Raw genomic sequence first — 22,381 nt, 5'->3', positions numbered from 1 at the left:
CTTCACCGCCAAGGAGATCGTCCCGCACCTGGCCGGCTGGGAGGACGCCGGGGAGCTGCCGCGCGACCTGCACGCCCGCCCCGGCGGCGCGGGCGTGCAGGTCGCGCGGCAGCTCCCCGGCGTCCTCCCAGCCGGCCAGGTGCGGGACGATCTCCTTGGCGGTGAAGTCGCGGACGAGCTCGCGCAGCGCCGTGCGTTCGGGGGTGTTCCAGATGCTCATCGCGCCTCCAGCCGTTAGAACCGAATTCGGAATGTAACAGCGGTCAGGCGCCGGCGTCGTCGCGGGGGAAGCCGCCGCCAGCAGGTTCAGCCCCGCCGCCGCGAGCGGCGCCCCGCGCCGACAGCGCAGCCACCAGGACGCCGCCCAGCGCGAACCCCGCGATAGGGGCGAGTGGACCGCGACCCCGCGGGCGTCCCCGCAGCCGGATTCCGCGTCGGGACCGGGGGAGCGGGACGCCCCGCGGAGCCGGGGCTTCGCGGGGCGTCCGGGCGGCGGGTCAGGCGGTGGCCTCGGCCACCGCGTCGGCCCAGACGGCGAGGGCGTCGTCGATCTGCTCCTCGTTCACCACCAGCGGCGGGATCAGCCGGACGACGTTGCCGTGCGCGCCGCACGTGAGCAGCAGCAGGCCGCGGTCGGCGGCGGCGCGGTGGGCGCGCTGGGCGGTCGCGGCGTCGGGCTCGCCGTCGGCGGTCGTGAACTCGCCGGCCTGCATGAGGCCGAGGCCGCGGACGTCGCCGATGACCGGGTGGTCGGCGGCGATCTTGCGCAGGCCGTCGTTCAGCCGGGCGCCGAGGCGGGCCGCGTTGCCGACGAGGTCCTCGTCGCGGATGACCTCCAGGGTGGCGAGCGCGGCGGCGCACGACACCGCGTTGCCGCCGTAGGTGCCGCCCTGCGACCCCGGCCACGCCTTCTCCATGACCGCGGCGGGCGCGGCGATCGCCGAGAGGGGGAAGCCGCTGGCCAGCCCCTTCGCGGTGATGAGGACGTCGGGGCGCATGGCGCTGTGCTCGTGGCCCCAGAACTTCCCGGTGCGGCCGTACCCGGTCTGCACCTCGTCGACGATGAGGAGGGCGCCGTGCCGGTCGGCCCGCTCGCGGAGCCCCTCGAGGAACGCGGGCGGCGCCGGGATGTAGCCGCCCTCGCCGAGGACCGGCTCGACGACGAACGCGGCGGTGTCGGCGGCGGGCGAGGTCGTCGCGAGGACGTAGTCGAGCTCGCGGAGCGCGAACCGGACGGCCTCGTCCTCGTCCCACCCGTACCGGTACGCCTGCGGGAACGGGGCGACGACGGCGCCGGGCATCAGCGGGCCGATCCCGGCGCGGAACTTGGTGCCGGCGGTGGTGAGCGCGGCGGCGCCCATGGTGCGGCCGTGGAACGAGCCGTGGAAGACGACGATGTTCTGCCGTCCGGTGGCGTGCCGGGCGAGCCGGATGGACGCCTCCACGGCCTCGCTGCCGGAGTTGAGGAAGAACACCGAGTCGAGGCCGGACGGCAGCACGCCGCCGAGCGCCTCGACGAGGCGCAGGAGCGGCCGGTGCATGACCGTCGTGTACTGGCCGTGGATCAGCGTGGCGACCTGCTCCTGCGCGGCCGCGACCACGCGCGGGTGGCAGTGGCCGGTGTTGGTGACGCCGATGCCCGCGGTGAAGTCGAGGTACCGGCGGCCGTCGCCGTCGTAGAGGTACACGCCCTCGCCGCGCTCGGCCAGGACGGGGGTCGCCTGCTTCAGCAGAGGTGACAGCGTCGCCATCGGAGTCCCTCTCGGTAGATTGTCGACAATCGACAGCCTAGGCCACCGCGCCCCTCCGGACGGAGGGGGAGGGGCCATGAATGTGGCCGTGGGGCCAGTCTTTACCCGGCCTCCTTCCGAAGCCTCTGGATGGAGTCGGTCATGTGCTCCTCGATGAGCCGCATCAGCCGCTCCTCCTCCCCGTCGCCGATGGCGTCGACGATGCGCCGGTGCTCCTCGACGAGGTCGTCCGGCTCGGGGTAGGTGTCCTGCAGGGCGTTGAGGCACATCCGCGTCTCGACCAGCAGCGTGTGCGCCATCCGCTCGAGGCGCTGGCTGCCGGACGCGCTCACGAGCACCTCGTGGAACGCCTGGTCGGCGTCGCTCATCTTCACGCGGTCGCGCTCGCGCGCGGCCTCGACCAGGCCCTCCAGGGCGTCGGTGAGCCGGGCGACGGCCTCGCCCCGGTTCCGCTCCATGATCAGCTTGCCGGCGGCGCGCTCGATCGCGAGCCGCGCCAGGTACACGTCCTCGACGTCGCCCTCGTCCAACGTGATCACGAACAGCCCCCGGTGCGGCTCGCTGACCAGCAGGCCCTCCTGGACGAGCCGCTGCATCGCCTCCCGCAGCGGCCCGCGGCTGATGCCCAGCCGGGCGGCCAGCTCGGCCTCGCCCAGCTGGTCGCCCGGCTCGAGCGAGCCGTACATGATCGCGGCGCGGAGCTCGTCGGAGACGAGTTCCACGGTGGACTTGCGGGGAACGGGTTCAAGCTCGCCCAATCGGCTCATGGGAGGTCACCTTTCGTCAGAGCCTCCAGGCCGGACGTCCGGGCGCCGCTTCGGGGACGGGCGCGGCGAACAGCCGGCCGAAGCCGGTGCGCGGCCGGAACCCGCCGGAGGGCGACTCGCCGCTCGCGAGCCGGAGGCCCTCCCAGACGCTGACCTGGTTGGCCGTAAGGACCGGTTTGCCGACCCGTGCCTCCAGCTCGTCGAGCCAGGACACGGTGTGCAGCGCGGTGTCGGGCACCAGCACCGCCTCGGCGTCCGGGTGATCGTTGGCCGCGACGAAGGCGAGGACCTCCTCGCGGCCGAGGGTGCCGACCTCGGCGGCGGTGACGATGCCCTTGCAGGACAGCGACACCACCGTGACGCCGGCGCGGGCGAGGAAGTCGCCGAACTTCTCGGCGACGTCCTCGGGGTAGGTCGCGGCGACCGCGACCCGGGTGAGGCCCAGGGCGCGGGCCGCGTTCACGAAGGCGAACGACGTGCTGGACGCCGGCATCCCGGCGGCCCGCGCGACGCCCGCGACCTGCTGTTCGGCGCCCTCCCAGCCGAAGACGAAGCTGCCGCTGGTGCAGGCCCACACGGCCGCCGCCGCGCCGGTCTCCCGCAGCTTGCCGGCGCCGGCGGCCAGGACGTCCGGGCCGCCGACGTCGAGGAGGGCGTCCACGCGGTGCGCGTCCTCGCGCATCAGCGTGTGGACGACGGGCAGGCGGACGTCGCCGAGGGCGGCCTCGATGGCCGGGTAGTCGTCCTCGGCGCTGTAGCCCGGGTAGAGGAAACCGGCACTCAGTTCGGTTCGCGACATTGTCGACAATCCTACTCTCGAGGTCGTGCGGGTCAGGCGGCGGTCGGGCTGCCGAACTGCACCAGCGACTGCCCGGCGCCGTTGGCGGACCGGCCCATCGCGCGCAGGGCGGAGCACATCGTGACCTGGTTGGAGGTGAGCACCGGCTTGCCGATCATCTGCTCCAGCGGCGCGATGATGTCGTAGGTCGGCACGTTGGTGCAGCTGATGAACACGGCCTCGGCGTCCGGCCGGTCGACCGCGGACACCGCGCTGACGACCTCGCCGTAGCCGACCTTCCAGATGTGGCTGAGCAGCCCCATCCCGACCGACGACACCACCTCCACGCCGTGCTCGCCCAGGAACGACACGAGCCGGTCGGTGACCGTGTCGATGTACGGCGTGACGACCGCGACGCGGCGGACGCCGAGCATCCGCAGCGACTCGACCAGCGCGCCGGACGTCGTCGCCGCCGCGGGCGCGCCCGCCGCCAGCATCGTCTCGTGCAGGGTCTCCTCGCCCGCGCGGCCCCGGATGAAGCTCCCGGACGCGCAGGCGAACGCGACCGCGAGCGGCTCGGGGGCCAGCACGTCGCGGACGGCCTGCCGGACGATCGAGTGGTCCGACAGCGCCGACGCCATCTCGACCGTGACCGGGACCGGCACGTACGGCAGCCGGGTCATGAACAGCGACACGTCGTCGGGCGTCCAGCGCCACAGTTCGCGGTCGAGCGCGAAGTCGAAGGGCGCGACCACGCCGATCCCCTGCTGGGCGAGCAGTTCGGGACCGACGACCAGCGTGGGGTCGAATGTCATCTGGGCGGCCACCGCTCTAACCTTCGTGCCGGCGGTAGACGAGCCGCTCGCCGACGCCGCCGGAGCGCCAGACGTCGTTGCACGCCTCGGCCATCCGGTCGAGGCCGTCGACGATCGTCGCGTACACGTTCCCCGGCACCCAGCCGACGTCCCCGTTCAGCAGCAGGTTGTTGCGGCCGTAGAAGATCGCCAGGTCGATGACGCCGGGCAGTTCGTGGATGTTCTTCTCCTCCTTGAACTTCCGGTCGAGCATCCCGCCCGGGAAGGAGAAGAGGACGACGTCGCCGGGGATGGGCGTGACGGTGGGGTTCTCCTGGCCGATCTCCTCGTCCGAGAAGTACTCGACCATCGTGTAGACCTCGTTGCGCGCGTACTTGGCGTGGTACGCGTCGCCGCCTTGCGGCAGCGCGCGCCACACCGCTTCGCAGGTGCGCGGCGCGTCCTTCTCCAGGAGCTCCGCGACGCACGAGACGCCGCGCCGCTCGAGGGAGATGGTCATCAGCTTGGGCATGCCGGGCCTCCCCGTGAACAGGGGGTGGGCGAGAGCGTCGCCACCCGAAAGGACTCTTGCTCTTGCGTTAGAGCGCTTTGGGATCCGTCCTGGCCATGCTTGGGCAGCGGTTGCGACGGTCTTGCAGCACGATCAGCGCGGTCGGTGGGCCGATCGTCGGCCGCGCTGATTGTTGACAATCCTACGAAGCCTTCCTAGCGTGTCAATGCCTCCCCGAGTTGCCATCTCGTAAACTCCCGGAACCCCGAAAGCAGAGCCGATGCAGCAGCCTTCGACCGCAGCCGGTGCACCGCCCGTGGTGGCGGTGCTGACGGGGGACGTCGAGCCGTCCGGGATGGCCGACGTGGAGAGCCGGGCGGACGTCCGGTACGTGCGCGCACCCGACCTCGCCGCCGCCGTTTCGGAGGCCGACGCGGTCTTCGTATGGGATTTCCTCTCCGACGCCCTCGCCGCGGCGTGGCCCGAGGGGGACGGCGCCCGGACGCCGCGCTGGGTGCACATCGCCAGCGCCGGCGTCGACAGGATGATGTTCCAGGGGCTGATCGAGAGTGACACCGTCCTCACCAACTCGCGAGGCGTGTTCGACGAGCCGATCGCGGAGTACGTCCTCGGGCTGGTGCTGTCGTTCGCGAAGGACCTGCACGGGACGGTCCGGCTGCAGGCGGAGCGGCGCTGGCGGCACCGGGAGACCGAGCGGGTCACCGGCCGGCGCGCGCTCGTCGTCGGGACCGGCCCGATCGGCCGGGCCGTCGCGCGGCGGCTCGCCGCCTGCGGGCTGCGGGTGAGCGGCGCGGGCCGCACCGCCCGCACCGGCGACCCCGACTTCGGCGACGTGCACGCCGCCGACGACCTGGCCGGGCCGCTCGCCGAGGCCGACTACGTCGTGCTCGCCGCCCCGCTCACCCCGCGGACCCGCGGCATGATCGACGCCGCCGCGCTGGCGCGGATGCGGCCGTCGGCACGGCTGATCAACGTGGGCCGCGGCGCGCTGGTCGTCCAGGACGACCTGGTGGCGGCGCTGCGGGACGGGCGGATCGCGGGCGCGGCCCTCGACGTGTTCGAGGAGGAGCCGCTGCCGGAGAAGTCCCCGCTGTGGGACCTGCCGAACGTGATCGTGTCGCCGCACATGTCGGGCGACACGGTGGGCTGGCGGGACGAACTGGTCGAGCTGTTCGTCGAGAACTTCGACCGCTTCGCGACCGGACGGCCGCTGCGCAACGTCGTGGACAAGCGACTCGGCTACGTGGGGACGGGTGCCCCGCGCCGCCCGGAGGGGGTAGGACGATGACGGACCCGGCCGACCTGACCGCGGCCGAACTGGTCGACGGCTACCGGGCGGGCGCGCTGTCCCCGGTGGAGGCGGCGCAGGCCGTCCTCGCCCGCATCGAGCGGGACGACCCGCGGATCAACGCGTACTGCCTGGTGGATCCGGACACGACCCTCGCGATGGCGCGGGCGTCCGCGGAGCGGTGGCGGCGCGGCGCGGTGCTCGGCCCGCTGGACGGCGTGCCGGTCTCGATCAAGGACGTGCTGCTCACCGAGGGCTGGCCGACGCTGCGCGGCTCGACGACGATCGACCCGTCCGGCCCGTGGACCGAGGACGCCCCGTCGGTGGCGCGGCTGCGCGCGCAGGGCGCGGTGTTCGCGGGGAAGACGACCACGCCCGAGTTCGCGTGGAAGGGCGTCACCGACTCGCCGCTGACCGGCGTCACCCGCAACCCGGCCGACCCGTCGCGGACGGCCGGCGGGTCGTCCGGCGGGGCGGCGGCGGCCGTCGCGGCGGGCATGGCGCCGCTCGCGCTCGGCACCGACGGCGGCGGCTCGGTCCGGATCCCCGCGAGCTTCACCGGCACGTTCACGATCAAGCCGACGTACGGGCGGATCCCGCACTACCCGGCGAGCCCGTTCGGGACGCTCGCGCACGTCGGGCCGATGACCCGGACCGTCGAGGACGCGGAGCTCCTGCTGGACGCGGTGTGCGGCCCGGACGCCCGCGACTGGTCGGCGCTCGCGCCGCCGGCGGCCCCGTTCCGGCTTTCCCCCGCGGAGCGGGAGCCGGACCTGACGGGCCTGCGCGTCGCCTACAGCCCGGCGCTCGGGTTCGCGGAGGTCGACCCGGAGGTCGCGGCGCTGGCCGCGGCGGCCGCCGAAGCCTTCGCCGAGCTGGGCGCGAAGGTCGAGGAGGCCGACCCCGGCTTCGGCGACCCCGTGGCGGAGTTCGAGGTCCTGTGGTTCGCCGGGGCCGCGAAGGTCGTCGAGCATCTGACGCCCGAGCGGTTCGCGGCCCTCGACCCGGGGCTGCGGGAGATCTGCGAGCAGGGCGCCCGGTACTCGGCGCTGGACTACCTCGCGGCGACCGCCCGCCGGATGGAGCTGGGCCGGATCATGGGCCTGTTCCACGAGCGCTACGACCTGCTCCTCACCCCGACGATGCCGATCCCGGCGTTCGAGGCGGGCGCGGAGGTCCCGGCGGGGTCGCCGTCCCCGCGCTGGACGGGCTGGACCCCGTTCACGTACCCGTTCAACATGACGCAGCAGCCCGCCGCGAGCGTCCCGTGCGGGACGACCGCGGCGGGGCTGCCGGTCGGGCTGCAGGTCGTCGGCGCCCGCCACGCCGACGCCCTGGTGATGCGGGCCTGCTCCGCGTTCGAGGCCGCCCGCCCCTGGTGGCCCTGACGCCGCGCCCGCCGGTCAGGGCCGGTCGAAGACGATCACGGCGCGGCCCCGGTGCGTGCCCGCGTCCATCGCGGCCAGCACGCCGGGCGCCTCGTCGAGCGTGATCGGGGCGACGTCCGGGACGATCCCGTGCGCGGCGGCGAACGCGAGGGTGTCGCGCAGGTCGTGCGGGGACCCCGACGGGCTGCCCATGATCCGCCGCCGGTGCAGGACGAGCGAGACGGGCGGCACCGACGCCTCGGCGCCGTCGAAGCCGAGGAACAGCAGCGTCCCGTCCGGGCGCAGCCCCTCGAACGCGGCCAGCGCCGCCGCGGTGCTCGGCGCCGTGTTCATGATCAGGTCGGCGCCGCCCCAGGCCCGCAGGGCCTCGGCCGGGTCCTGCTCGTCGGTCGCGACGTACAGTTCGGCGCCGAGGGCCGCGGCCTCCGCCTCGGCGCGGCGCGACCGGGACACGACGGCGACGCGGGCGCCGATCGCCGCCGCGAACCGGACGGCGAGCGTCCCGACGCCGCCGGTGCCGAGCACGGCGACCTTCGACCCGGCGGTGGCGCCGCCCTGCCGGAGCCCGTTGAACGCGGTGATCCCGGCGCACATCAGCGGCGCGGCGGCGACCGGGTCGAGGCCGTCGGGGAGCGGGGTGACGAATCCGGCGCGGCCGACGAAGTACTCGGCGTACCCGCCGTCCCGGTTGACGCCGGTGACGTGCTTCGGGCCGCCGGTGCACAGGATCTGGTCGCCGCGGACGCAGTTGTCGCAGCGCCCGCAGGAGTCGTGGATCCAGGCGGCGCCGACCGGGGTGCCGGGCGCGGGCCAGGACACCCCGTCGCCGAGCGCCTCGACGACGCCGGTGATCTCGTGGCCGGGCACCGTCGGGAACGCCCCGAAGGGGTAGTGGTCGTGGAGGTGGTTGACCTCGGAGAAGCACATCCCGCACGCGGTGACCCGGACGAGGATCTCCCCGGGGCCGGGCGCGGGCACGTCGCGCTCGACGATCTCCAGCGGCTTGCCCGGTGCGGTGAGAACGGCGCTGCGCATGGCTGCGCTCCCTTCGTCGTTGCGGTGGCGGCCGCGCCGACCGCCGCTAACGACGATATAGCAACTCTTGTAGCTCTGCTATAGAGCGCCGACGGTCCGGGCGCACGTTTGCGCAGGTCACACCGCCATATCGGTGCTCGCAAATTTTCTGTAGCATCGTTGTTGTGACTGTGCAGAAGGACGTCGACGCGCGGGAGCGGATCCTGCGGGCCGCGGCGCGGCTGGTCGCCGAGTCGGGCGGCGAGGCCGTCTCGACCCGGGCCATCTGCGGCGCCGCCGGAGTCGGGGCGCCGACCCTCTACCACCACTTCGGCGACAAGCGGGGGCTGCTCGACGCCGTCGCCGCGTACGGGTTCGAGCGGTACCTGGCGAGCAAGCGCGCGCAGCCCCGCACCGGCGACCCCGTCGAGGACCTGCGCCGGGGCTGGGACCTGCACCTCGAGTTCGGCCTGTCGAACCCGGAGCTCTACACCCTCATGTACGGGACCGCCCGCCGCCCGCCCGCCGCCGCCGAGGCCCACGAAATCCTGCTCGGCCTCATCGGGGCCGTCGCCCGCGCGGGGCGGCTGCGGGTGCCGGTCGAGATCGCCGCCCGCATGGTCCACGCGGCGGGGACGGGCGTGGTGCTGGCGCTGATCGCCGGTGAGGGCGACCCGGCCCTGCCCGCGCGCATGCGCGACGCCCTCTTCGCCGCGCTGATCCTCCCCGCCGGGCCCCGGGACGGGACGTCCGGCGGTGCGGCGGGCGGCGCGGACGGCGCCGGGGACGGCGGCGCGCCGGCCCTCGCCATCGCGCTGCGGGCCGCGCTCGCCGACGAGCCCGCCGCCGGGCTCACCCCGACCGAGAACGCCCTGCTGGGGGAGTGGCTCGACCGGATCGTCGGGGGGCCCGCCGCGCACCGCCCGGCCGCGCCGGCCGGCGCCGATCCCGGCTAGCCCCGCTCGTCCGCGCCGGTCCCGCTGGCCCCGTCAGTCCTCGATGGCCTTGCGGGCGCGGTCGTCCTTCGTGCCCTTGCGGGCGCGGCGCTTGACGTTGACGCCGCCCCAGAACGCGAACCCCTTGACGACCACCTTGGGGGCGCCCGGCTCGCCGGGCCCGCTGGCGCGCCCGTCGAACCCGCCCATGATCCCGAGGCCGCGGACGTGCACGGCGACGTCGTCCGGTACCACCACCTCGACGCCGCCCATGATCGCCCACGCGTGGATCGTCGTCTCGCCCTCGGTGAACCGCGCCTCCCGCAGGTCGATCTTGCCGCCGCCCCACCACGCGAACGCGAAGAAGGAGCGGGGCGCGTTCCACACGCCCGACCGGCGGAACCCGCTCAGGACGCCGATCCCGGTCTTCCACGTGGGCGCGCCGTCCACCGGACGGTGGTCCGCCCCGACCACCGGCGGCGGGGCCGCGGCGGCGCCGGTGGCGGGCAGGTCCCGCGTGAGGGGCTGCAACTCGGCGTACGTCTTGGCCGCGTACACCACGTCGAGGCGCTCGTCCAACTCGGCGAGCGTGAGCCGGCCGTCGCCCGCCGCGTCCCGCAGGATCTGCGCCACCCGGTCCCGATCGGTGTCGGACGCCCGCATCTCCGGCGTCCCGGACGTCCCGGCATGGTCGGGGAGGTTCGTCATGGAGCCAGCCTAATCCGCCGGGACGCCCGCGTGCAGGGTCAATCCGCGCGCCGCTCCAGCCGGACCACCACCGACTTCGACGTCGGCGTGTTGCTGATCTCGGCGGTGCTGTCGAGCGGCACCAGCACGTTCGTCTCCGGGAAGTAGGCCGCCGCGCAGCCGGGCGCGGTCGGGTAGCCGACGACCCGGAACTCCGGTGCGCGCCGCTCGGTCCCGTCGGACCATTCGGACACGAGGTCGACGAGGGCGCCGTCCGGGAGGCCGAGGGCGGCCAGGTCGGACGGGTTGACGAACACGACGCGGCGTCCGGCCTTGATGCCCCGGTACCGGTCGTCCAGCCCGTAGACGGTGGTGTTGTACTGGTCGTGGCTGCGGACGGTCTGCAGCAGCAGCCGCCCCTCCGGGACCCGCAGCACCTCCAGCCCGTTGACGGTGAGGTTCGCCTTGCCGGTCGCGGTCGGGAAGCGGCGCTCGTCGCGCGGCGCGTGCGGCAGGACGAACCCGCCCGGCGCGCGCACGCGGGCGTTGTAGTCGGCGAACCCCGGCACCACCCGGGACACGTGGTCGCGGACGACGTCGTAGTCGCGCTCCATCGCCGCCCAGTCGACGACCGAGGTGGGCAGCGCCGCGCGGGCCAGCCGGCACACGATCGCGACCTCCGACAGCAGGTGCTCCGACGCCGGCGCGAGCCGGCCCCGGGACGCGTGCACCATGCCCATCGAGTCCTCGACGGACACGAACTGCGGGCCGGACTCCTGCACGTCCCGCTCGGTCCGGCCGAGGGTCGGCAGGATCAGCGCGTACTCACCGGTCACCGCGTGCGAGCGGTTCAGCTTCGTCGAGACGTGCGCGGTCAGCCGGCAGTTCCGCAGCGCCGCCTCGGTGACGGCCGAGTCGGGCGTGGCGCGGACGAAGTTGCCGCCCATCCCGAAGAACACCTTCGCCGCGCCGTCCCGCATCGCGCGGATCGCGCCGACGGTGTCGAGGCCGTGCGCGCGCGGCGGCGCGAACCCGAACTCGGCCTCCAGCGCGTCCAGGAAGGCGGGCGCGGGCTTCTCGTAGATGCCCATCGTGCGGTCGCCCTGCACGTTGGAGTGGCCGCGGACGGGGCAGACGCCCGCGCCGGGGCGGCCCACGTTGCCGCGCAGCAGCAGGAAGTTGACGACCTCGCGGATCGTCGGCACCGAGTTGCGGTGCTGGGTGAGGCCCATCGCCCAGCACACCACGATCCGCTCCGCGGAGAGCACGTCCCCGAGCGTCGCGGCGATCTCGCCGCGGGTCAGCCCGGTCGCCTCCAGGACGTCGTCCCAGTCGAGGTCGCGGACGTGCTTCTCGAACGCCTCGAACCCGTGCGTGTGCGCGTCGATGAACGCGCGGTCGACCGCGTCCGGCGCGTCCGACTCCAGCAGCAGCCGGTTGAGGGCCTGGAAGAGCGCGAGGTCGCCGTTCAGCCGGATCTGCAGGAAGCGGTCGGCGAGCGCGGTGCCCTGGCCGGTGACGCCGGACGGCCGCTGCGGGTTCTTGAACCGCATCAGCCCGGCCTCCGGCAGCGGGTTGACGGCGACGATCCGCGCGCCGCCCTTCTTGGCGCGTTCCAGCGCCGACAGCATCCGCGGATGGTTCGTCCCCGGGTTCTGCCCGACCACGAAGATCAGGTCGGCTTCGTGCAGGTCCTCCAGGAGCACCGAGCCCTTGCCGACGCCGAGCGTCTCGGTCAGCGCGGAGCCGGACGACTCGTGGCACATGTTGCTGCAGTCGGGCATGTTGTTCGTGCCGAACTCGCGGACGAACAGCTGGTAGGCGAACGCCGCCTCGTTGCTCGTCCGTCCCGAGGTGTAGAAGACGGCCTCGTCGGGCGAGCCGAGGGCGTTCAGCTCGGACGCCAGCAGCGCGAAGGCGTCGTCCCAGCCGACGGGCTCGTAGTGCGCGGCGCCGGGGCGCCTGATCATCGGCTCGGTCAGCCGGCCCTGCTGCCCGAGCCAGTGGTCGGACCGCTTGCCCAGCTCGTCGACCGTGTGCGCGGCGAAGAACTCCCGGGTGATCCGCCGCGTCGTGGCCTCCTCGGCGACGGCCTTCGCGCCGTTCTCGCAGAACTCCGCGACGTGCCGCTCGTCGCCCTCGGGCCAGGCGCAGCCGGGGCAGTCGAACCCCTGCTTCTGGTTGACGCGCAGCAGCGTCAGCGCCGTCCGCGCGGCGCCCATCTGCTCGTACGAATCGCGCAGCGCGGCCGCCACTCCGGGCACGCCCGCCGCCCACGTCTTCGGCTTCGACACCTGCAGTCCGGCGTCATCGAAGTCGCCGGAGGGGGCCTTGCGGCTCATGGTCACATCCTCGTGGGGCTCGGCGCTGTGACCTCCCACTGTCGCACGGAACCGCGCCCCGGAAAGGCCCGGACTCCGGCAGACGGAAAAGCTCAGCGCGCGCGCCGCGCGGTCATTGCGGCGGTTACTGCGGCGTTCACTGCGGCGGCCCCTTCGCCAGCCGGACGTCGACGGCGACGATCCCGCCGCCCGGCCGCACCCACTCGATGCGGACGACGTCGCCGGGGTGGCGGCGCAGCATCAGCCCGGTCAGCGCGGACGGCGAGTCGACGCCCTCGCCGCCGAACGTGACGATCGCCGCGCCCACCGGGATCCCGGCGGCGTCGGCGGGACCGCCCGGGACGACCTCGACGACGCGGGCGCCCGGCTCCGTCCCGTTGCCGCGCACCATCACGCCCAGCATCGCCGTCTCGCCGATGTGCACGGTCGCGGACGCCTCCCCGCGCCGGATCTGCGCGGCGATCTCCAGCGCGCGGTCCGCCGGGATGGCGTAGCCGCGCGGCTCCCGCCCGTCCGGCGCGTTCCCCTTCAGCGCGGCCGACGCGGCCGTGTTGACCCCGATCACCCGGCCCGCGGAGTTCAGCAGCGGACCGCCGGAGTCGCCCGGCTTGATCGGCGCGCTCACCTCGATCATCCCGGCGAGCCGCTCGACGCTGCCGTCGCTGTCGTCCCGGGCGGTGACCGTCTGCCCCAGCGCGGTGACGTGCCCGGTGACGACGCTCGGCTCGCCGCCGTCGCCGCCCGCGTTGCCGACGGCGGTGACCGGGTCGCCGATCGCGACCGTGGACACCGGCGCGAACCGCGCGGCCGGCAGCCCGGACGCGCCGGTCAGCCGGATCACCGCGATGTCCTGGGACGTGTCGTACCCGACGACCCGCGCCCGGTAGGTGCGGTCGTTGTCGGTGTCGGTGCCCTCGAGCCCGGTGGCGCCCTGGATGACGTGGCTGTTGGTCAGCACGAACCCCGCGGCGTCCAGCACGATGCCCGTTCCGGCGGCCCGGGTGCTCTCCAGTCCCCGCACCGCCGTGATGTTGACGACGCCCGGCTGCCGCTCGGCGAAGTCCGTCCGCTCGGGGGCGACCTCCGTCGCGGTGACGGGCGGGACGGCGGTCTCGGTCTCCTCGCCCGGCAGGCGGCAGGAGGGGACGAGGAAGGCCAGCAGCGCGACCAGCAGCAGCGGCAGCACGGCACGGAGTCCGCGGCGCCCGCTTCCGCGGCGTCCGGGGAGTTCGGTCACTGAGCCCCTCCTCACCCCTTTCCACCCATAATTCCCGATCCCCGGTGAATAGTCCCCGGCCGAGTTGACCGCGGATCTGCCTAACGGTTAGCTATAAGCCTCGACGGAGGGGGGCCGATGCAGGACATCGTCCTGGCGCTTCTGGCCAAGGAACCCGCGCACGGGTACGAGCTGCGCGCGCGCCTGCGCGACGCGCTCGGCCCGCTCGGCGAGGACCTGAACGCCGGCCAGGTGTACGTGACGCTGCGGCGGCTGGAGAAGGCCGGGCTCGTGGAGTCCCGCGTGGTCGGCCAGTCCGACCGCCCCGACCGCAAGGTCCACGACCTCACCCCGGCGGGCCGCGAGCGCGTCGCCGCATGGCTCGCCGAGCAGGACTGGGAGCGCACGGCGCCCACCGAGTTCCACCTCAAGCTCGTCGCGGCCCGCGCCGCCCGCCTCGCCGACCCCGTCGAGATCGTCGACGCCCAGCGCCGCGACCTGCTGCGCCGCCTCGCCGGCGTGCAGCGCGCCGCGCTCGCCGAACCGCCCGGGAGCCGCGCCGCGCTCCTGCTGGAGGGCGCGGCGCTCCGCCTGCAGGCCGACCTGCGCTGGCTCGACGCCTGCGAGACCCACTGGACGAAGGAAGCCGAGTGAACGAGTACGTGATCAGCGCGCGGGGGCTGTGCCGGCACCACGGGTCCGGGCCCGCGCTCGTCCGGGCCGTGGACGGCGTCGGGCTGGACGTCGCGGCCGGCGAGACCGTCGGCATCGTGGGTCCGAGCGGCTGCGGCAAGTCGACCCTCCTGCACCTGCTCGGCGGCCTCGACCGTCCGGACGCGGGCGAGATCCGCCTCGCCGGGCGCCGCATCGACCGGCTCACCGAGGCCGCCGCGGCGCGGATGCGGCGCGACCGCGTCGGCTTCGTGTTCCAGGCGTTCCACCTGGTCGACGAGCTGACCGCCCTGGAGAACGTGGAGCTGCCCGCGCTGCTGGCGGGGGCGTCCCGGCGCACCGCCCGCCGCCGCGCGGCGCACCTGCTCGAGCGCGTCGGGCTGTCCGACCGCGCCGGGCACCTGCCGGGCGCGCTGTCCGGCGGGCAGCGGCAGCGGGTCGCGGTCGCGCGAGCGCTGGTCAACGACCCGCCGCTGCTGCTGGCCGACGAGCCCACCGGCAACCTCGACAGCGCGGCCGCCGCCGACGTCCTGCGGCTGTTCGCCGCGCTGCGCGCCGAGGGCCGCACGCTGGTCGTCGTCACGCACGACTCCCGCATCGCCGGGACCGCCGACCGGCTGATCACGATGCGGGACGGCGCGTTCGTCGACCAGACGGTCCTGACCGGGCGGACCGGCGGCCTCGGCCCGCTGTCCGGGCTCGTCTGATGGCCGCGCCGACCGGCCGCGCCGCGCTCGTCCTGCGGCTGGCGCTGCGCGACCTGCGCCGCCGCCCCGCGCAGGCCCTCCTGCTGCTGCTCGCGATCGCCGCCACCGCCGCGACCCTCACGCTCGGCCTGCTCGTCCGGGGCGCGGCCGACGACCCGTGGGAGCGCACCCGCGCCGCGACCGCGGGCCCCGACGCCGTCGCCGCCGCGCCGGCCCCGGCCGCCCTCGCGGCGCTCGCCCGCGAACCGGGCGTCGCCGCGGCGGGCCGCCCCTTCCCGACCCTCTCGACCACGCTGCGCGCCGGGGACGTCGAGGTCCAGGCGGTCGTCCACGGCCGCGGTCCCGACCCCGCGCACCCCGCCCGCCCGGACGCCGCCGGCGGCGATCCCGCGCGGCCGGGCACCCCGGACGGCGCCGGCGGACGCCCGACGGCGGGGACGCCCGCGGACGACGGGGCCGCCCGGCTCGACCGCCCGCACGTCACGGACGGCCGCTGGGCGGACCCCGGGACGGCCGTGGTGGAGCGGGCGTTCGCCGAGGCGCTGGGCGTCCGGCCGGGCGACGCGGTCGTCGTCGGGGGCCGCCGCCTGACCGTCGCGGGCCTCGCCGTCACGACCGGCCGCGCCCCCTACCCGTCGGCCGCCCCCGGCCTCGTCTGGACGACCCGCGCGGACGCCGCCCGGCTGGACGCGCGGGAGCGGAGCTGGACGATGCCGCTGCGGCTCACCGACCCCGCCGCCGCGCCCGCGTTCGCCGCGGAGCACGGCTGCCCGGCGCCCGGAGCTGGCGGCTGCGGCGGAGCGGCCGCGCAGGCGACGCGCGTGCAGGCGGCGCAGGACATCGCCGCCTACGCGACCGCGGAGCTGCGGCTCGCCGACCGGGCGCTGCTCGCCGGGACGTGGGCGCTGGCGATCCTCGCCGGGCTGTGCGTCGCGCTGCTGGTCGGCGGGCGGCTCGCCGAGCAGGGCCGCCGGGTCGGGCTGCTGAAGGCCGCCGGGGCGACGCCCGCGCAGGTCGCGGCCGTCCTGCTGGCCGAGCACCTGCTGATCGCGCTCGCCGCCGGGGCCGCCGGGCTCCTCGCGGGCTGGGCCGCGTCGCCGCTGCTGACCGGGCCGAACGCGGGGCTGCTCGGCGACGCGACCGCGCCCGTCCCGGGGCCGGGCACGGTCGCGGCCGTGCTGCTCGCGGCGCTGGCGGTCACCGCCGCGTCGACGGCCGTCCCGGCGCTGCGCGGCGCCCGGGTCCGGACGGCGCGCGCGCTGAACGAACCGGTGCGCGGGCCGGGCCGCCGCCCCCGGCTGGTGGGGCTGTCCGCGGGCCTGCCCGTCCCGCTGCTGCTGGGCGTGCGGATCGCCGCGCGGCGCCCCCGCCGCACGGTCCTCGCCGCCGCGAGCACCGCGGTCACCGCCGCGATGCTGGTCGCGGCGCTCGCCATGCGGCGGCAGGTCGACGCCGAGGACGCGGGCGCGGCCGGGCCCGCGTTCGTCCCGGGCGCCGGGAACCCGGTGACGGAGCGGGTCGGGCAGATCATGCTGGTGCTGTCGCTGGCGCTGCTGCTCCTCGCGGCCGTCAACGCCGTCCTCACCGCCTGGACGACCGCGCTCGACACCTCCCGCACCGCCGCGCTCGCCCGCGCCGTCGGCGCGACGCCCCGGCAGGTCGCGTCCGGGCTGGCCGCGGCGCAGCTCCTCCCGGCGTCCGCCGCGGCGGTCGCCGGGATCCCGCTGGGCCTGCTGGTGCACCGGGCCGCGCTCGCCCTCGGCGGCGGCGGGGCCGCCGCCGTGGACGTCCCCGCGCCGTGGCTCGCGGCGGTCGTGCCCGGCACGCTCGCGGCGGTCGCGCTGCTCGCGGCCGTCCCGGCGCGGCGGGCCGCGAACCGCCCGGTCGCGCGGATCCTGTGACGGCCGGGGGAGTCAGGGGGGTCGGGGGAGTCAGGGGGAGAAGTACCGGCGCGGGTTCTCCACGAGCATCTGGTCGAGCTGCGCGTCCGTGACGCCGCGGGCGCGCAGCGCGGGCAGGACGTCGTCGCTGATGTGCCGGTAGTTCCAGTTCGGCGCCATGCCGCGCAGCAGCTCCGGGTCGGGGCCGAACCAGTCGATGAAGCAGCTCGCGTCGTGGCTCAGCACCATCCGGTCGGCGTAGCCGCGCTCGCACATCGCGACGACCGTGCTCACCCGGTCGGCGGTCGAGTTGATCACGTCGAGGCCGAACCGGTCCATGCCGAGGATCGCGCCGGTGTCGGCGAGCTCGCTCAGGTAGTCGAGGTCGTTGCTGTCGCCCGCGTGCCCGATCACCACCTTGGCCAGGTCGGCGCCCTCCTCGCGCAGCACCCGCACCACCTCGCGCCCGGCGTGGACCGAGCTCTCGGTGTGGACGGTGATCGGCGCGCCCGTCTCGCGGTGCGCGCCCGCGACCGCGCGCAGCACCCGCTCGACGCCGGGCGTGAGGCCGGGGGCGTCCACCGCGCACTTGAGGAACGCGGCCCGCACCCCGGTGTCGCCGATGCCCTGCGTCAGGTCCCGGACGAAGTCGGCGATCATCGGCTCGGGGCCGCCGAGCAGCGTGCCCGGGCCCCGGTGGTGGAACTGGAACGGCAGGTCGTTGTAGGTGTAGATGCCGGTCGCGGCGATGATGTTGAGCTCGGGCACCCGCTCGGCGATCCGCGCGATCCGCGGGATGTAGCGGCCGAGGCCCCAGACGGTCGGGTCGGCGATGGTGGTGACGCCCCGCTCCACGAGCTGCCGCAGCTTGCGGACGGCGTCGGCGGCCTTCTCGTCCTCGTCCCACCAGTCGCCCGCGCCGTAGTTCTCGACGTGCTCGGTGCTCAGCACGAACACGTGCTCGTGCATGAACGTGCGGCCGAGCGCGCCGACGTCGACGGGGCCGCGAACGGTCTGGACTTCGGCCATGCGAACTACCTCCGAACATGCACCGGGTGCATACCGACCGGTCGGTTTCTGGCAAGCTAGGACGCGGGACGCGGCCGCGTCAATGCCCTACCCCAGCGGAGGTGCGCAGGTGACCGACGGCGAACGACCGGACGTCCGGCCCGTGCGGGAGAGCGCGGTGGAGCGGCGGATCCTCGCCGCGGCGCTGCGGCTGTTCGCCGAGCACGGCTTCGACGGGACGTCCGTGCAGGGGATCGTGGAGGCCGCGGCCGTCACCAAGGGCGCCCTCTACCACTACTTCGACTCCAAGGACGACCTGCTCTACGAGATCTACCACTCGCTGATCGCCCGGCAGCTCGCCGACCTCGACCGGGTGCTGGCCGAGCGGCCGCCGCCGCGCGAGGCCGTCCGCGCCGTCCTGACCGGGCTGATCCGCAGCACCGCCGAGCACATCGACGAGGCGAAGGTGTTCAGCCGCGAGATGCACCGCCTCGACCACGGCCGGATGCGGTCGGTGCGGGCGCAGCGGCGCCGCTACCACGTGACGTTCCGCGGCCTGGTCGAGCAGGGGCAGCGCGAGGGCGTCTTCGCGCGCGCCACCCCCGCCGAGACCGCCACGATCGTCGCGCTGGGCATGGTCAACCAGATGCCCGCGTGGTGGCGGGCGGACGGCCCGAAACCGGCCGGGGCCCTCGCCGACGAGGTCGCCGGGTTCGTCCTCGCCGCCCTCGAGAACGGGGCCCTCGAGAACGGGGCCGCTCAGCCCCCGGCGGGCTGACGGGTCCGCGCGGCGAACGCGGCGACGGCGGCGGCCAGCACCGCCAGCACCGCGATGGACACCGCCATCGGGACGGCGGTGTCCTCGCCGCCGATCCCCGCGAGCGGCCCGGCGGCGCCGCCCAGCGTGAACTGCCCGACGCCGAGCAGCGCGGACGCGCTCCCGGCGATCCGCGGCGCCCGGCCCGACAGCGCCAGCGCCGTCGCGTTCGGCAGCACCAGCCCCTGCCCGGACGCGACGAGCAGCATGCCCGGCAGCACCCCGGGCAGCCCGAGCCCGGCGAGCACCGCCACCAGCAGCAGCGCCCCGCCCGCGACGACGATGCCGAGGCCGGTCGCCAGCAGCCGCCCCAGCGCGACCCGCCCCGCGAGCCGCCCGCCGACCTGCCCCGCGACCATGATCCCGACCGCGTTCACCCCGAACGCGGTGCTGAACTCCTGCGCGGACAGCCCGTAGACGTCCTGCAGCACGAACGGCGACCCGGAGATGTAGGCGAACATCGCGCCGAACGACAGCCCGATCGTCAGCACGTACCCGGCGAACGACCGGTCCCGCAGCAGCGCCCCGAACGTGCGGAGGGTCGCGCGGACGCCGCCGGTCTGCCGCTCCCCGGGAGGCAGCGTCTCCCGCAGCCCGAGCAGCGCCGCGAAGAACAGCGCCACCCCGACGGCGGCCAGGGCGGCGAACAGGCCCGGCCACGGCACGACCCGCAGGAGCTGCCCGCCGGCGACGGGCGCGAGGATCGGCGCGAGCCCCGTCACCAGCATCAGCATCGAGAAGAACCGGGCGGCGGCGACGCCCTCGTACAGGTCCCGGACGATGGCGCGGGCGATCACGATCCCGGCGGCGCCCGCCGCGCCCTGCACGAACCGCGCCAAGACCAGCGTCTCCACGGTCGGCGCGAACACGCACAGCAGCGACGCGGCGCTGTACACCACCATCCCGGCGAGCAGCGGGCGGCGGCGGCCGAGCGCGTCGCTGAGCGGGCCCGCCACGGCCTGCCCGAGCGCGAGCCCGATCAGGCAGCCGGTCAGCGTGAGCTGCGTGAGCGCCGCGCCGGTCGACAGGTCGTCGGCCACCTCGGGCAGCGCGGGCAGGTAGAGGTCGGTCGACAGCGGGGCGATGGCGGTGAGCGCGCCGAGGACGGCGATGAGCCCGAACCGCTTGCCCGGGCGGGGCGCGGCGCCCGCCGCCGGGGCGGGCGCGGCGGGGCCCGCCGGGCGGGTGCCGGGAGGCCGGGGGGACTGCGACATGGGGGCTCCGTGGACGGACGGCGCCCGGCCGCGTCGCGCGGCCGGGCGGTGGGGGACGTCGGGGGACTCGAACGGCGGGGGCCTCAGGAGGCGGCGGAGCCGGAGGGCGGCGGCCTCAGAGGACGGTGACGACCTGCTCGAACTCCAGCCGGCGGTTCCGCCGGAACCACGCGTCCGGGCCGGGCCGTCCCGCGTTGACGACCGCGATGGCGCGCAGGTTCCCCGCCGCCAGGAACTCCTTCTCGACGGCCTCGGCGTCGAAGCCCGCCATCGGCCCGGCGGCGAGCCCGGCGGCGCGGATGCCGAGGATGAGGTAGCCGAGCTGGATGGTGGCGTTGAACCGCGCCATCCCGGCGCGGCCCGGGCTGGCCGCCAGGTTGTCGCGCGCGTCCGGATTGTGCCAGATAACCGGCATGTGCTCGTGGAAGTCCTCGTCCGCGGCGACGATCAGCGACACCGGCGCGGCCGCCGTCTTCGCGCGGTTCCCCTCGGCCATCAGCGGGACCAGGCGCTCCTTCGCCGCCGCGCCGCGCACCGCCACGATCCGCAGCGGCTGGGCGTTCATCGCGGTCGGCGCCCACTTCACCAGCTCGTAGACCGCGCGGAGCTGCTCGTCGGTCACCGGCTCGGACGTGAACGTGTTCGCCGTCCGAGCCTCGCGGAACAGCAGGTCCTGGGCCTCCTCGGCCAGGGCGAGGAGGCCGGCGGGCGCGGTCGCGGTCATCGTGCAGCCTTTCGTCGGAAGAGGGGTTCCCGCAGGATGCAACGAGATGACCGTCCGTTATCTGCCGCGTCAGACAGTGGTGTGCGTCACATCCAGAACGGCGGGCGGGCCAGCGTCGTCAGGTCCGAGAGCCGCTGCGCCGCCGCGAGGGCCGCGCCCGTCGCCGTCCCGACCGTCAGCAGCGACAGCCCGCCCAGCACCGCGAGCCGTCCCAGCCGGTACCCCGCCGGGACGCGCTCGGCGCCGCGCCCCCGCACCGGCCAGGGCGCCCGCAGCGGCACCGTCCCCGGCGGCTCCGGGTCCGCCGCGCCCGGCGCGCCGTCCGCCGCGGCGCCCGGCGCGAGCCCCGCCGCCCACGTCAGCAGCTCGGCGACGTCCGCCGGCTCGGCGCCCGGCCCGGACGCGAAGTAGCGGACCCGCCCCGCCACCTGCTCGAGCGTCCGCACGGTGTTGCCGAGCCCGACCCCCGCGAGCCACGCGCGGACACCGCCGTCCAGACCGCGGCCGATCTCCGTGCGGGCCAGCAGGTCGGTCTTGGTGACCACCACCGCGACGCGCTTCTGCCGGCCCCGGTCGGGACGCGACCGCAGCTCGTTCAGCACCCGCTGCAGCGTGTCGGCCGGGTCCTCCTCCGACGACACCGCCGCCCCGTCGACCAGCTCCCGCTCCTTCCCGGTCAGCGCCCGCCGCACCTGCGGGAGCGCGAACGGGTCCACGACGAACACGAGCGCCTCGCCGTGGTCGAGGTACCGCAGCGACTCGACCTCCGTCGCGCCCGTGTAGTGCTCGCCCGCCGGGTCGAACAGGTACAGGATCCGCCGCGCCCGCCCCGGCAGCTCCACGTCCACCATCGTCGCCAGCGGCAGCTCCGGGCCCGTCTTCGCCAGCCGCCCGCCCCGCCGGAACTCCCCGATCGCCGCCGCGTACGCCTCCGCGTGCCGCCGCTCCACGAACGACAGCCGCCCCCCGGCCGCGTGGGCGCGCGCGTGCAGCGCCCGGATGCCCAGCACCATGAACGTCGTCTTCCCCGCCGCCGGGCCCCCGACGAACGGCAGCGGCTCCACCCGCACCCGTCCGATCCGCTCCGGCAGCCGCCCGCCGCAGTGCGGGCAGTACGCCGCCAGCCGGAACCGGCCGAGCGGCACCGTCGTCGGCAGCCGCGCCCCGCACCGGCACACGTGCCGGAACGCGCCCGCCGCGCCCGGCGCCAGCCGCGGATGCCGCGCCCCGCACCCCGGGCACTCGTACTCCGGCAGCGCGATCCGCTCGTAGCAGAACGGGTGCGGGCACGTCTGCAGGATCCGCCCGTACGCCATGAACCCCCGCTCGACCGCCGCGAGCAGCAGCACGCACGCGAGCCAGCCCACCAGCCCCACCGCCGCGACGACCCCGTACATCACCGTCAGCGCCAGCACGAACACCGCCGCCGGGACGGCCGCCGCCGCGATCCCCGCGCACAGGGCGAGCCAGAACGGGAACGCGAAGAACCCCCACGGCCCGCCGAGCAGCAGCGTCCGGGTCAGCCACGCGACCGTCCGCCGCGCCGTCGTCCACACCCGCGGCACGACCGTCCGCGTGATCGTCCACCAGTCCCGCCACACCTGCCCCAGCAGGTAGGTGCGGTACGCGACGTCCGGGGCGGCGACCGGCGACGGCCCCTTCAACGTGGACGGCGCCAGCGTGCGGCACGCGTGCAGGTAGTACAGCCCCAGCGCGGCGCCCCCCGCCACCACCAGCGTCACGGGGAACAGCACCGGGAACACGTACACGAACCCGAGCCACATCACCGCGGCCCACACCGCGAACAGGATCAGCACCAGGACGCCCTGCACCCGGTCACCTCCCCTCGGCGATCAGCTCGCGGAGC

The 22,381-nt window shown here is 75.5% G+C and carries 21 protein-coding genes; 7 read left to right on the top strand and 14 right to left on the bottom strand.

The window, feature by feature from the left end; translation table 11 throughout:
- From DMH08_RS29405 to DMH08_RS29380, 6 genes are all read right to left on the bottom strand, one after another.
- Window positions 1-220: acyl-CoA dehydrogenase family protein (locus DMH08_RS29405; RefSeq protein WP_148108611.1), on the bottom strand; the 220-nt coding region annotated here is incomplete at its 3' end.
- Window positions 221-497: 277 nt separating this feature from the next.
- Window positions 498-1,751 carry an aspartate aminotransferase family protein gene (locus tag DMH08_RS29400; protein WP_125619119.1) on the bottom strand — a complete coding sequence of 418 codons (1,254 nt, stop codon included), beginning with the start codon at window positions 1,749-1,751 and terminating at the stop codon, window positions 498-500.
- Between the two features lie 101 nt (window positions 1,752-1,852).
- Complete coding sequence (locus DMH08_RS29395; protein ID WP_026400384.1) at window positions 1,853-2,518, bottom strand: GntR family transcriptional regulator; 666 nt, start codon at window positions 2,516-2,518, stop codon at window positions 1,853-1,855.
- Between the two features lie 16 nt (window positions 2,519-2,534).
- Window positions 2,535-3,317: a maleate cis-trans isomerase family protein gene (locus tag DMH08_RS29390; RefSeq protein ID WP_051299965.1), complete on the bottom strand. Its 783-nt coding sequence runs from the start codon at window positions 3,315-3,317 to the stop codon at window positions 2,535-2,537.
- A 32-nt stretch (window positions 3,318-3,349) separates the two neighbouring features.
- Complete coding sequence (locus DMH08_RS29385) at window positions 3,350-4,111, bottom strand: maleate cis-trans isomerase family protein (protein ID WP_034516244.1); 762 nt, start codon at window positions 4,109-4,111, stop codon at window positions 3,350-3,352.
- A 16-nt stretch (window positions 4,112-4,127) separates the two neighbouring features.
- Window positions 4,128-4,610, bottom strand: a complete 483-nt coding sequence (locus DMH08_RS29380) for a DUF3830 family protein (protein ID WP_199748066.1) — start codon at window positions 4,608-4,610, stop codon at window positions 4,128-4,130.
- 271 nt (window positions 4,611-4,881) lie between these two features.
- Between DMH08_RS29380 and DMH08_RS29375 the strand changes: the two genes are divergently transcribed.
- Together DMH08_RS29375 and DMH08_RS29370 are read left to right on the top strand one after the other, a co-directional pair.
- The gene (locus DMH08_RS29375; RefSeq protein WP_125619117.1) at window positions 4,882-5,910 is read left to right on the top strand and encodes a D-2-hydroxyacid dehydrogenase; all 1,029 of its coding nucleotides are present in this window, start codon (window positions 4,882-4,884) and stop codon (window positions 5,908-5,910) included.
- Window positions 5,907-7,298, top strand: coding sequence for an amidase (locus DMH08_RS29370; protein WP_026400380.1), 1,392 nt, complete (start codon window positions 5,907-5,909; stop codon window positions 7,296-7,298). Before DMH08_RS29375 ends, DMH08_RS29370 begins: the two co-directional genes overlap by 4 nt.
- A 15-nt stretch (window positions 7,299-7,313) precedes the next feature.
- On the opposite strand, the gene DMH08_RS29365 is transcribed toward DMH08_RS29370, so the two are convergent.
- Window positions 7,314-8,333: an alcohol dehydrogenase catalytic domain-containing protein gene (locus tag DMH08_RS29365; protein ID WP_125619115.1), complete on the bottom strand. Its 1,020-nt coding sequence runs from the start codon at window positions 8,331-8,333 to the stop codon at window positions 7,314-7,316.
- Between the two features lie 164 nt (window positions 8,334-8,497).
- Between DMH08_RS29365 and DMH08_RS29360 the strand changes: the two genes are divergently transcribed.
- On the top strand, window positions 8,498-9,268 hold the full coding sequence (locus DMH08_RS29360; RefSeq protein ID WP_051299963.1) for a TetR/AcrR family transcriptional regulator: 771 nt from the start codon (window positions 8,498-8,500) through the stop codon (window positions 9,266-9,268).
- Window positions 9,269-9,301: 33 nt separating this feature from the next.
- On the opposite strand, the gene DMH08_RS29355 is transcribed toward DMH08_RS29360, so the two are convergent.
- The 3 genes from DMH08_RS29355 to DMH08_RS29345 all read right to left on the bottom strand — a co-directional run bounded on the left by DMH08_RS29355 (window position 9,302) and on the right by DMH08_RS29345 (window position 13,513).
- Window positions 9,302-9,955, bottom strand: coding sequence for a DUF1707 SHOCT-like domain-containing protein (locus DMH08_RS29355; RefSeq protein WP_233617881.1), 654 nt, complete (start codon window positions 9,953-9,955; stop codon window positions 9,302-9,304).
- 38 nt (window positions 9,956-9,993) lie between these two features.
- Entirely contained in the window at window positions 9,994-12,276 is a 2,283-nt protein-coding gene (locus DMH08_RS29350) for an FdhF/YdeP family oxidoreductase (RefSeq protein WP_125619113.1), read from the bottom strand.
- Window positions 12,277-12,412: 136 nt separating this feature from the next.
- A complete protein-coding gene (locus tag DMH08_RS29345; protein WP_026400377.1) occupies window positions 12,413-13,513 on the bottom strand; it encodes a S1C family serine protease in 1,101 nt (366 codons plus the stop codon).
- Between the two features lie 117 nt (window positions 13,514-13,630).
- On the opposite strand from DMH08_RS29345, the gene DMH08_RS29340 reads away from it, so the two are divergent.
- Genes DMH08_RS29340 through DMH08_RS29330 form a run of 3 tightly spaced genes read left to right on the top strand, consistent with a single transcriptional unit; the run spans window position 13,631 to window position 16,772 of the window.
- Window positions 13,631-14,146: a PadR family transcriptional regulator gene (locus DMH08_RS29340; RefSeq protein WP_026400376.1), complete on the top strand. Its 516-nt coding sequence runs from the start codon at window positions 13,631-13,633 to the stop codon at window positions 14,144-14,146.
- Window positions 14,143-14,871: an ABC transporter ATP-binding protein gene (locus tag DMH08_RS29335; RefSeq protein ID WP_034516056.1), complete on the top strand. Its 729-nt coding sequence runs from the start codon at window positions 14,143-14,145 to the stop codon at window positions 14,869-14,871. Before DMH08_RS29340 ends, DMH08_RS29335 begins: the two co-directional genes overlap by 4 nt.
- Window positions 14,871-16,772, top strand: a complete 1,902-nt coding sequence (locus tag DMH08_RS29330) for an FtsX-like permease family protein (RefSeq protein WP_125619112.1) — start codon at window positions 14,871-14,873, stop codon at window positions 16,770-16,772. The genes DMH08_RS29335 and DMH08_RS29330 overlap by 1 nt, the downstream gene beginning before the upstream one ends.
- Before the next feature lie 30 nt (window positions 16,773-16,802).
- On the opposite strand, the gene DMH08_RS29325 is transcribed toward DMH08_RS29330, so the two are convergent.
- Window positions 16,803-17,780 (bottom strand): phosphotriesterase family protein, encoded by a 978-nt coding sequence (locus DMH08_RS29325; protein WP_026400372.1) that lies wholly within the window; start codon window positions 17,778-17,780, stop codon window positions 16,803-16,805.
- A gap of 109 nt (window positions 17,781-17,889) precedes the next feature.
- Here DMH08_RS29325 and DMH08_RS29320 point away from each other — a divergent pair, with 109 nt between their 5' ends.
- Window positions 17,890-18,537 carry a TetR/AcrR family transcriptional regulator gene (locus DMH08_RS29320; RefSeq protein ID WP_233617880.1) on the top strand — a complete coding sequence of 216 codons (648 nt, stop codon included), beginning with the start codon at window positions 17,890-17,892 and terminating at the stop codon, window positions 18,535-18,537.
- On the opposite strand, the gene DMH08_RS29315 is transcribed toward DMH08_RS29320, so the two are convergent.
- From DMH08_RS29315 to DMH08_RS29305, 3 genes are all read right to left on the bottom strand, one after another.
- Window positions 18,519-19,790 carry a multidrug effflux MFS transporter gene (locus DMH08_RS29315; protein ID WP_125619108.1) on the bottom strand — a complete coding sequence of 424 codons (1,272 nt, stop codon included), beginning with the start codon at window positions 19,788-19,790 and terminating at the stop codon, window positions 18,519-18,521. The genes DMH08_RS29320 and DMH08_RS29315 overlap by 19 nt on opposite strands.
- A 115-nt stretch (window positions 19,791-19,905) precedes the next feature.
- Complete coding sequence (locus DMH08_RS29310; RefSeq protein WP_026400371.1) at window positions 19,906-20,514, bottom strand: malonic semialdehyde reductase; 609 nt, start codon at window positions 20,512-20,514, stop codon at window positions 19,906-19,908.
- Between the two features lie 86 nt (window positions 20,515-20,600).
- On the bottom strand, window positions 20,601-22,346 hold the full coding sequence (locus tag DMH08_RS29305; RefSeq protein ID WP_026400370.1) for a TRAFAC clade GTPase domain-containing protein: 1,746 nt from the start codon (window positions 22,344-22,346) through the stop codon (window positions 20,601-20,603).
- Window positions 22,347-22,381 lie beyond the last annotated feature (35 nt).

Origin of the sequence: Actinomadura sp. WAC 06369 (assembly GCF_003947565.1) — a bacterium.
Classification (GTDB): Bacteria; Actinomycetota; Actinomycetes; order Streptosporangiales; family Streptosporangiaceae; genus Spirillospora; species Spirillospora rifamycini.
This window is presented reverse-complemented; position numbering and strand designations above follow the sequence as displayed.

Coding starts and splice junctions, on each gene's coding strand:
- DMH08_RS29400 (WP_125619119.1), bottom strand. CDS start 1,751: ATGGCGACGCTGTCACCTCTGCTGAAGCAGGCGACCCCCGTCCTGGCC.
- DMH08_RS29395 (WP_026400384.1), bottom strand. CDS start 2,518: ATGAGCCGATTGGGCGAGCTTGAACCCGTTCCCCGCAAGTCCACCGTG.
- DMH08_RS29390 (WP_051299965.1), bottom strand. CDS start 3,317: ATGTCGCGAACCGAACTGAGTGCCGGTTTCCTCTACCCGGGCTACAGC.
- DMH08_RS29385 (WP_034516244.1), bottom strand. CDS start 4,111: ATGACATTCGACCCCACGCTGGTCGTCGGTCCCGAACTGCTCGCCCAG.
- DMH08_RS29380 (WP_199748066.1), bottom strand. CDS start 4,610: ATGACCATCTCCCTCGAGCGGCGCGGCGTCTCGTGCGTCGCGGAGCTC.
- DMH08_RS29375 (WP_125619117.1), top strand. CDS start 4,882: ATGCAGCAGCCTTCGACCGCAGCCGGTGCACCGCCCGTGGTGGCGGTG.
- DMH08_RS29370 (WP_026400380.1), top strand. CDS start 5,907: ATGACGGACCCGGCCGACCTGACCGCGGCCGAACTGGTCGACGGCTAC.
- DMH08_RS29365 (WP_125619115.1), bottom strand. CDS start 8,333: ATGCGCAGCGCCGTTCTCACCGCACCGGGCAAGCCGCTGGAGATCGTC.
- DMH08_RS29355 (WP_233617881.1), bottom strand. CDS start 9,955: ATGACGAACCTCCCCGACCATGCCGGGACGTCCGGGACGCCGGAGATG.
- DMH08_RS29350 (WP_125619113.1), bottom strand. CDS start 12,276: ATGAGCCGCAAGGCCCCCTCCGGCGACTTCGATGACGCCGGACTGCAG.
- DMH08_RS29340 (WP_026400376.1), top strand. CDS start 13,631: ATGCAGGACATCGTCCTGGCGCTTCTGGCCAAGGAACCCGCGCACGGG.
- DMH08_RS29330 (WP_125619112.1), top strand. CDS start 14,871: ATGGCCGCGCCGACCGGCCGCGCCGCGCTCGTCCTGCGGCTGGCGCTG.
- DMH08_RS29325 (WP_026400372.1), bottom strand. CDS start 17,780: ATGGCCGAAGTCCAGACCGTTCGCGGCCCCGTCGACGTCGGCGCGCTC.
- DMH08_RS29315 (WP_125619108.1), bottom strand. CDS start 19,790: ATGTCGCAGTCCCCCCGGCCTCCCGGCACCCGCCCGGCGGGCCCCGCC.
- DMH08_RS29310 (WP_026400371.1), bottom strand. CDS start 20,514: ATGACCGCGACCGCGCCCGCCGGCCTCCTCGCCCTGGCCGAGGAGGCC.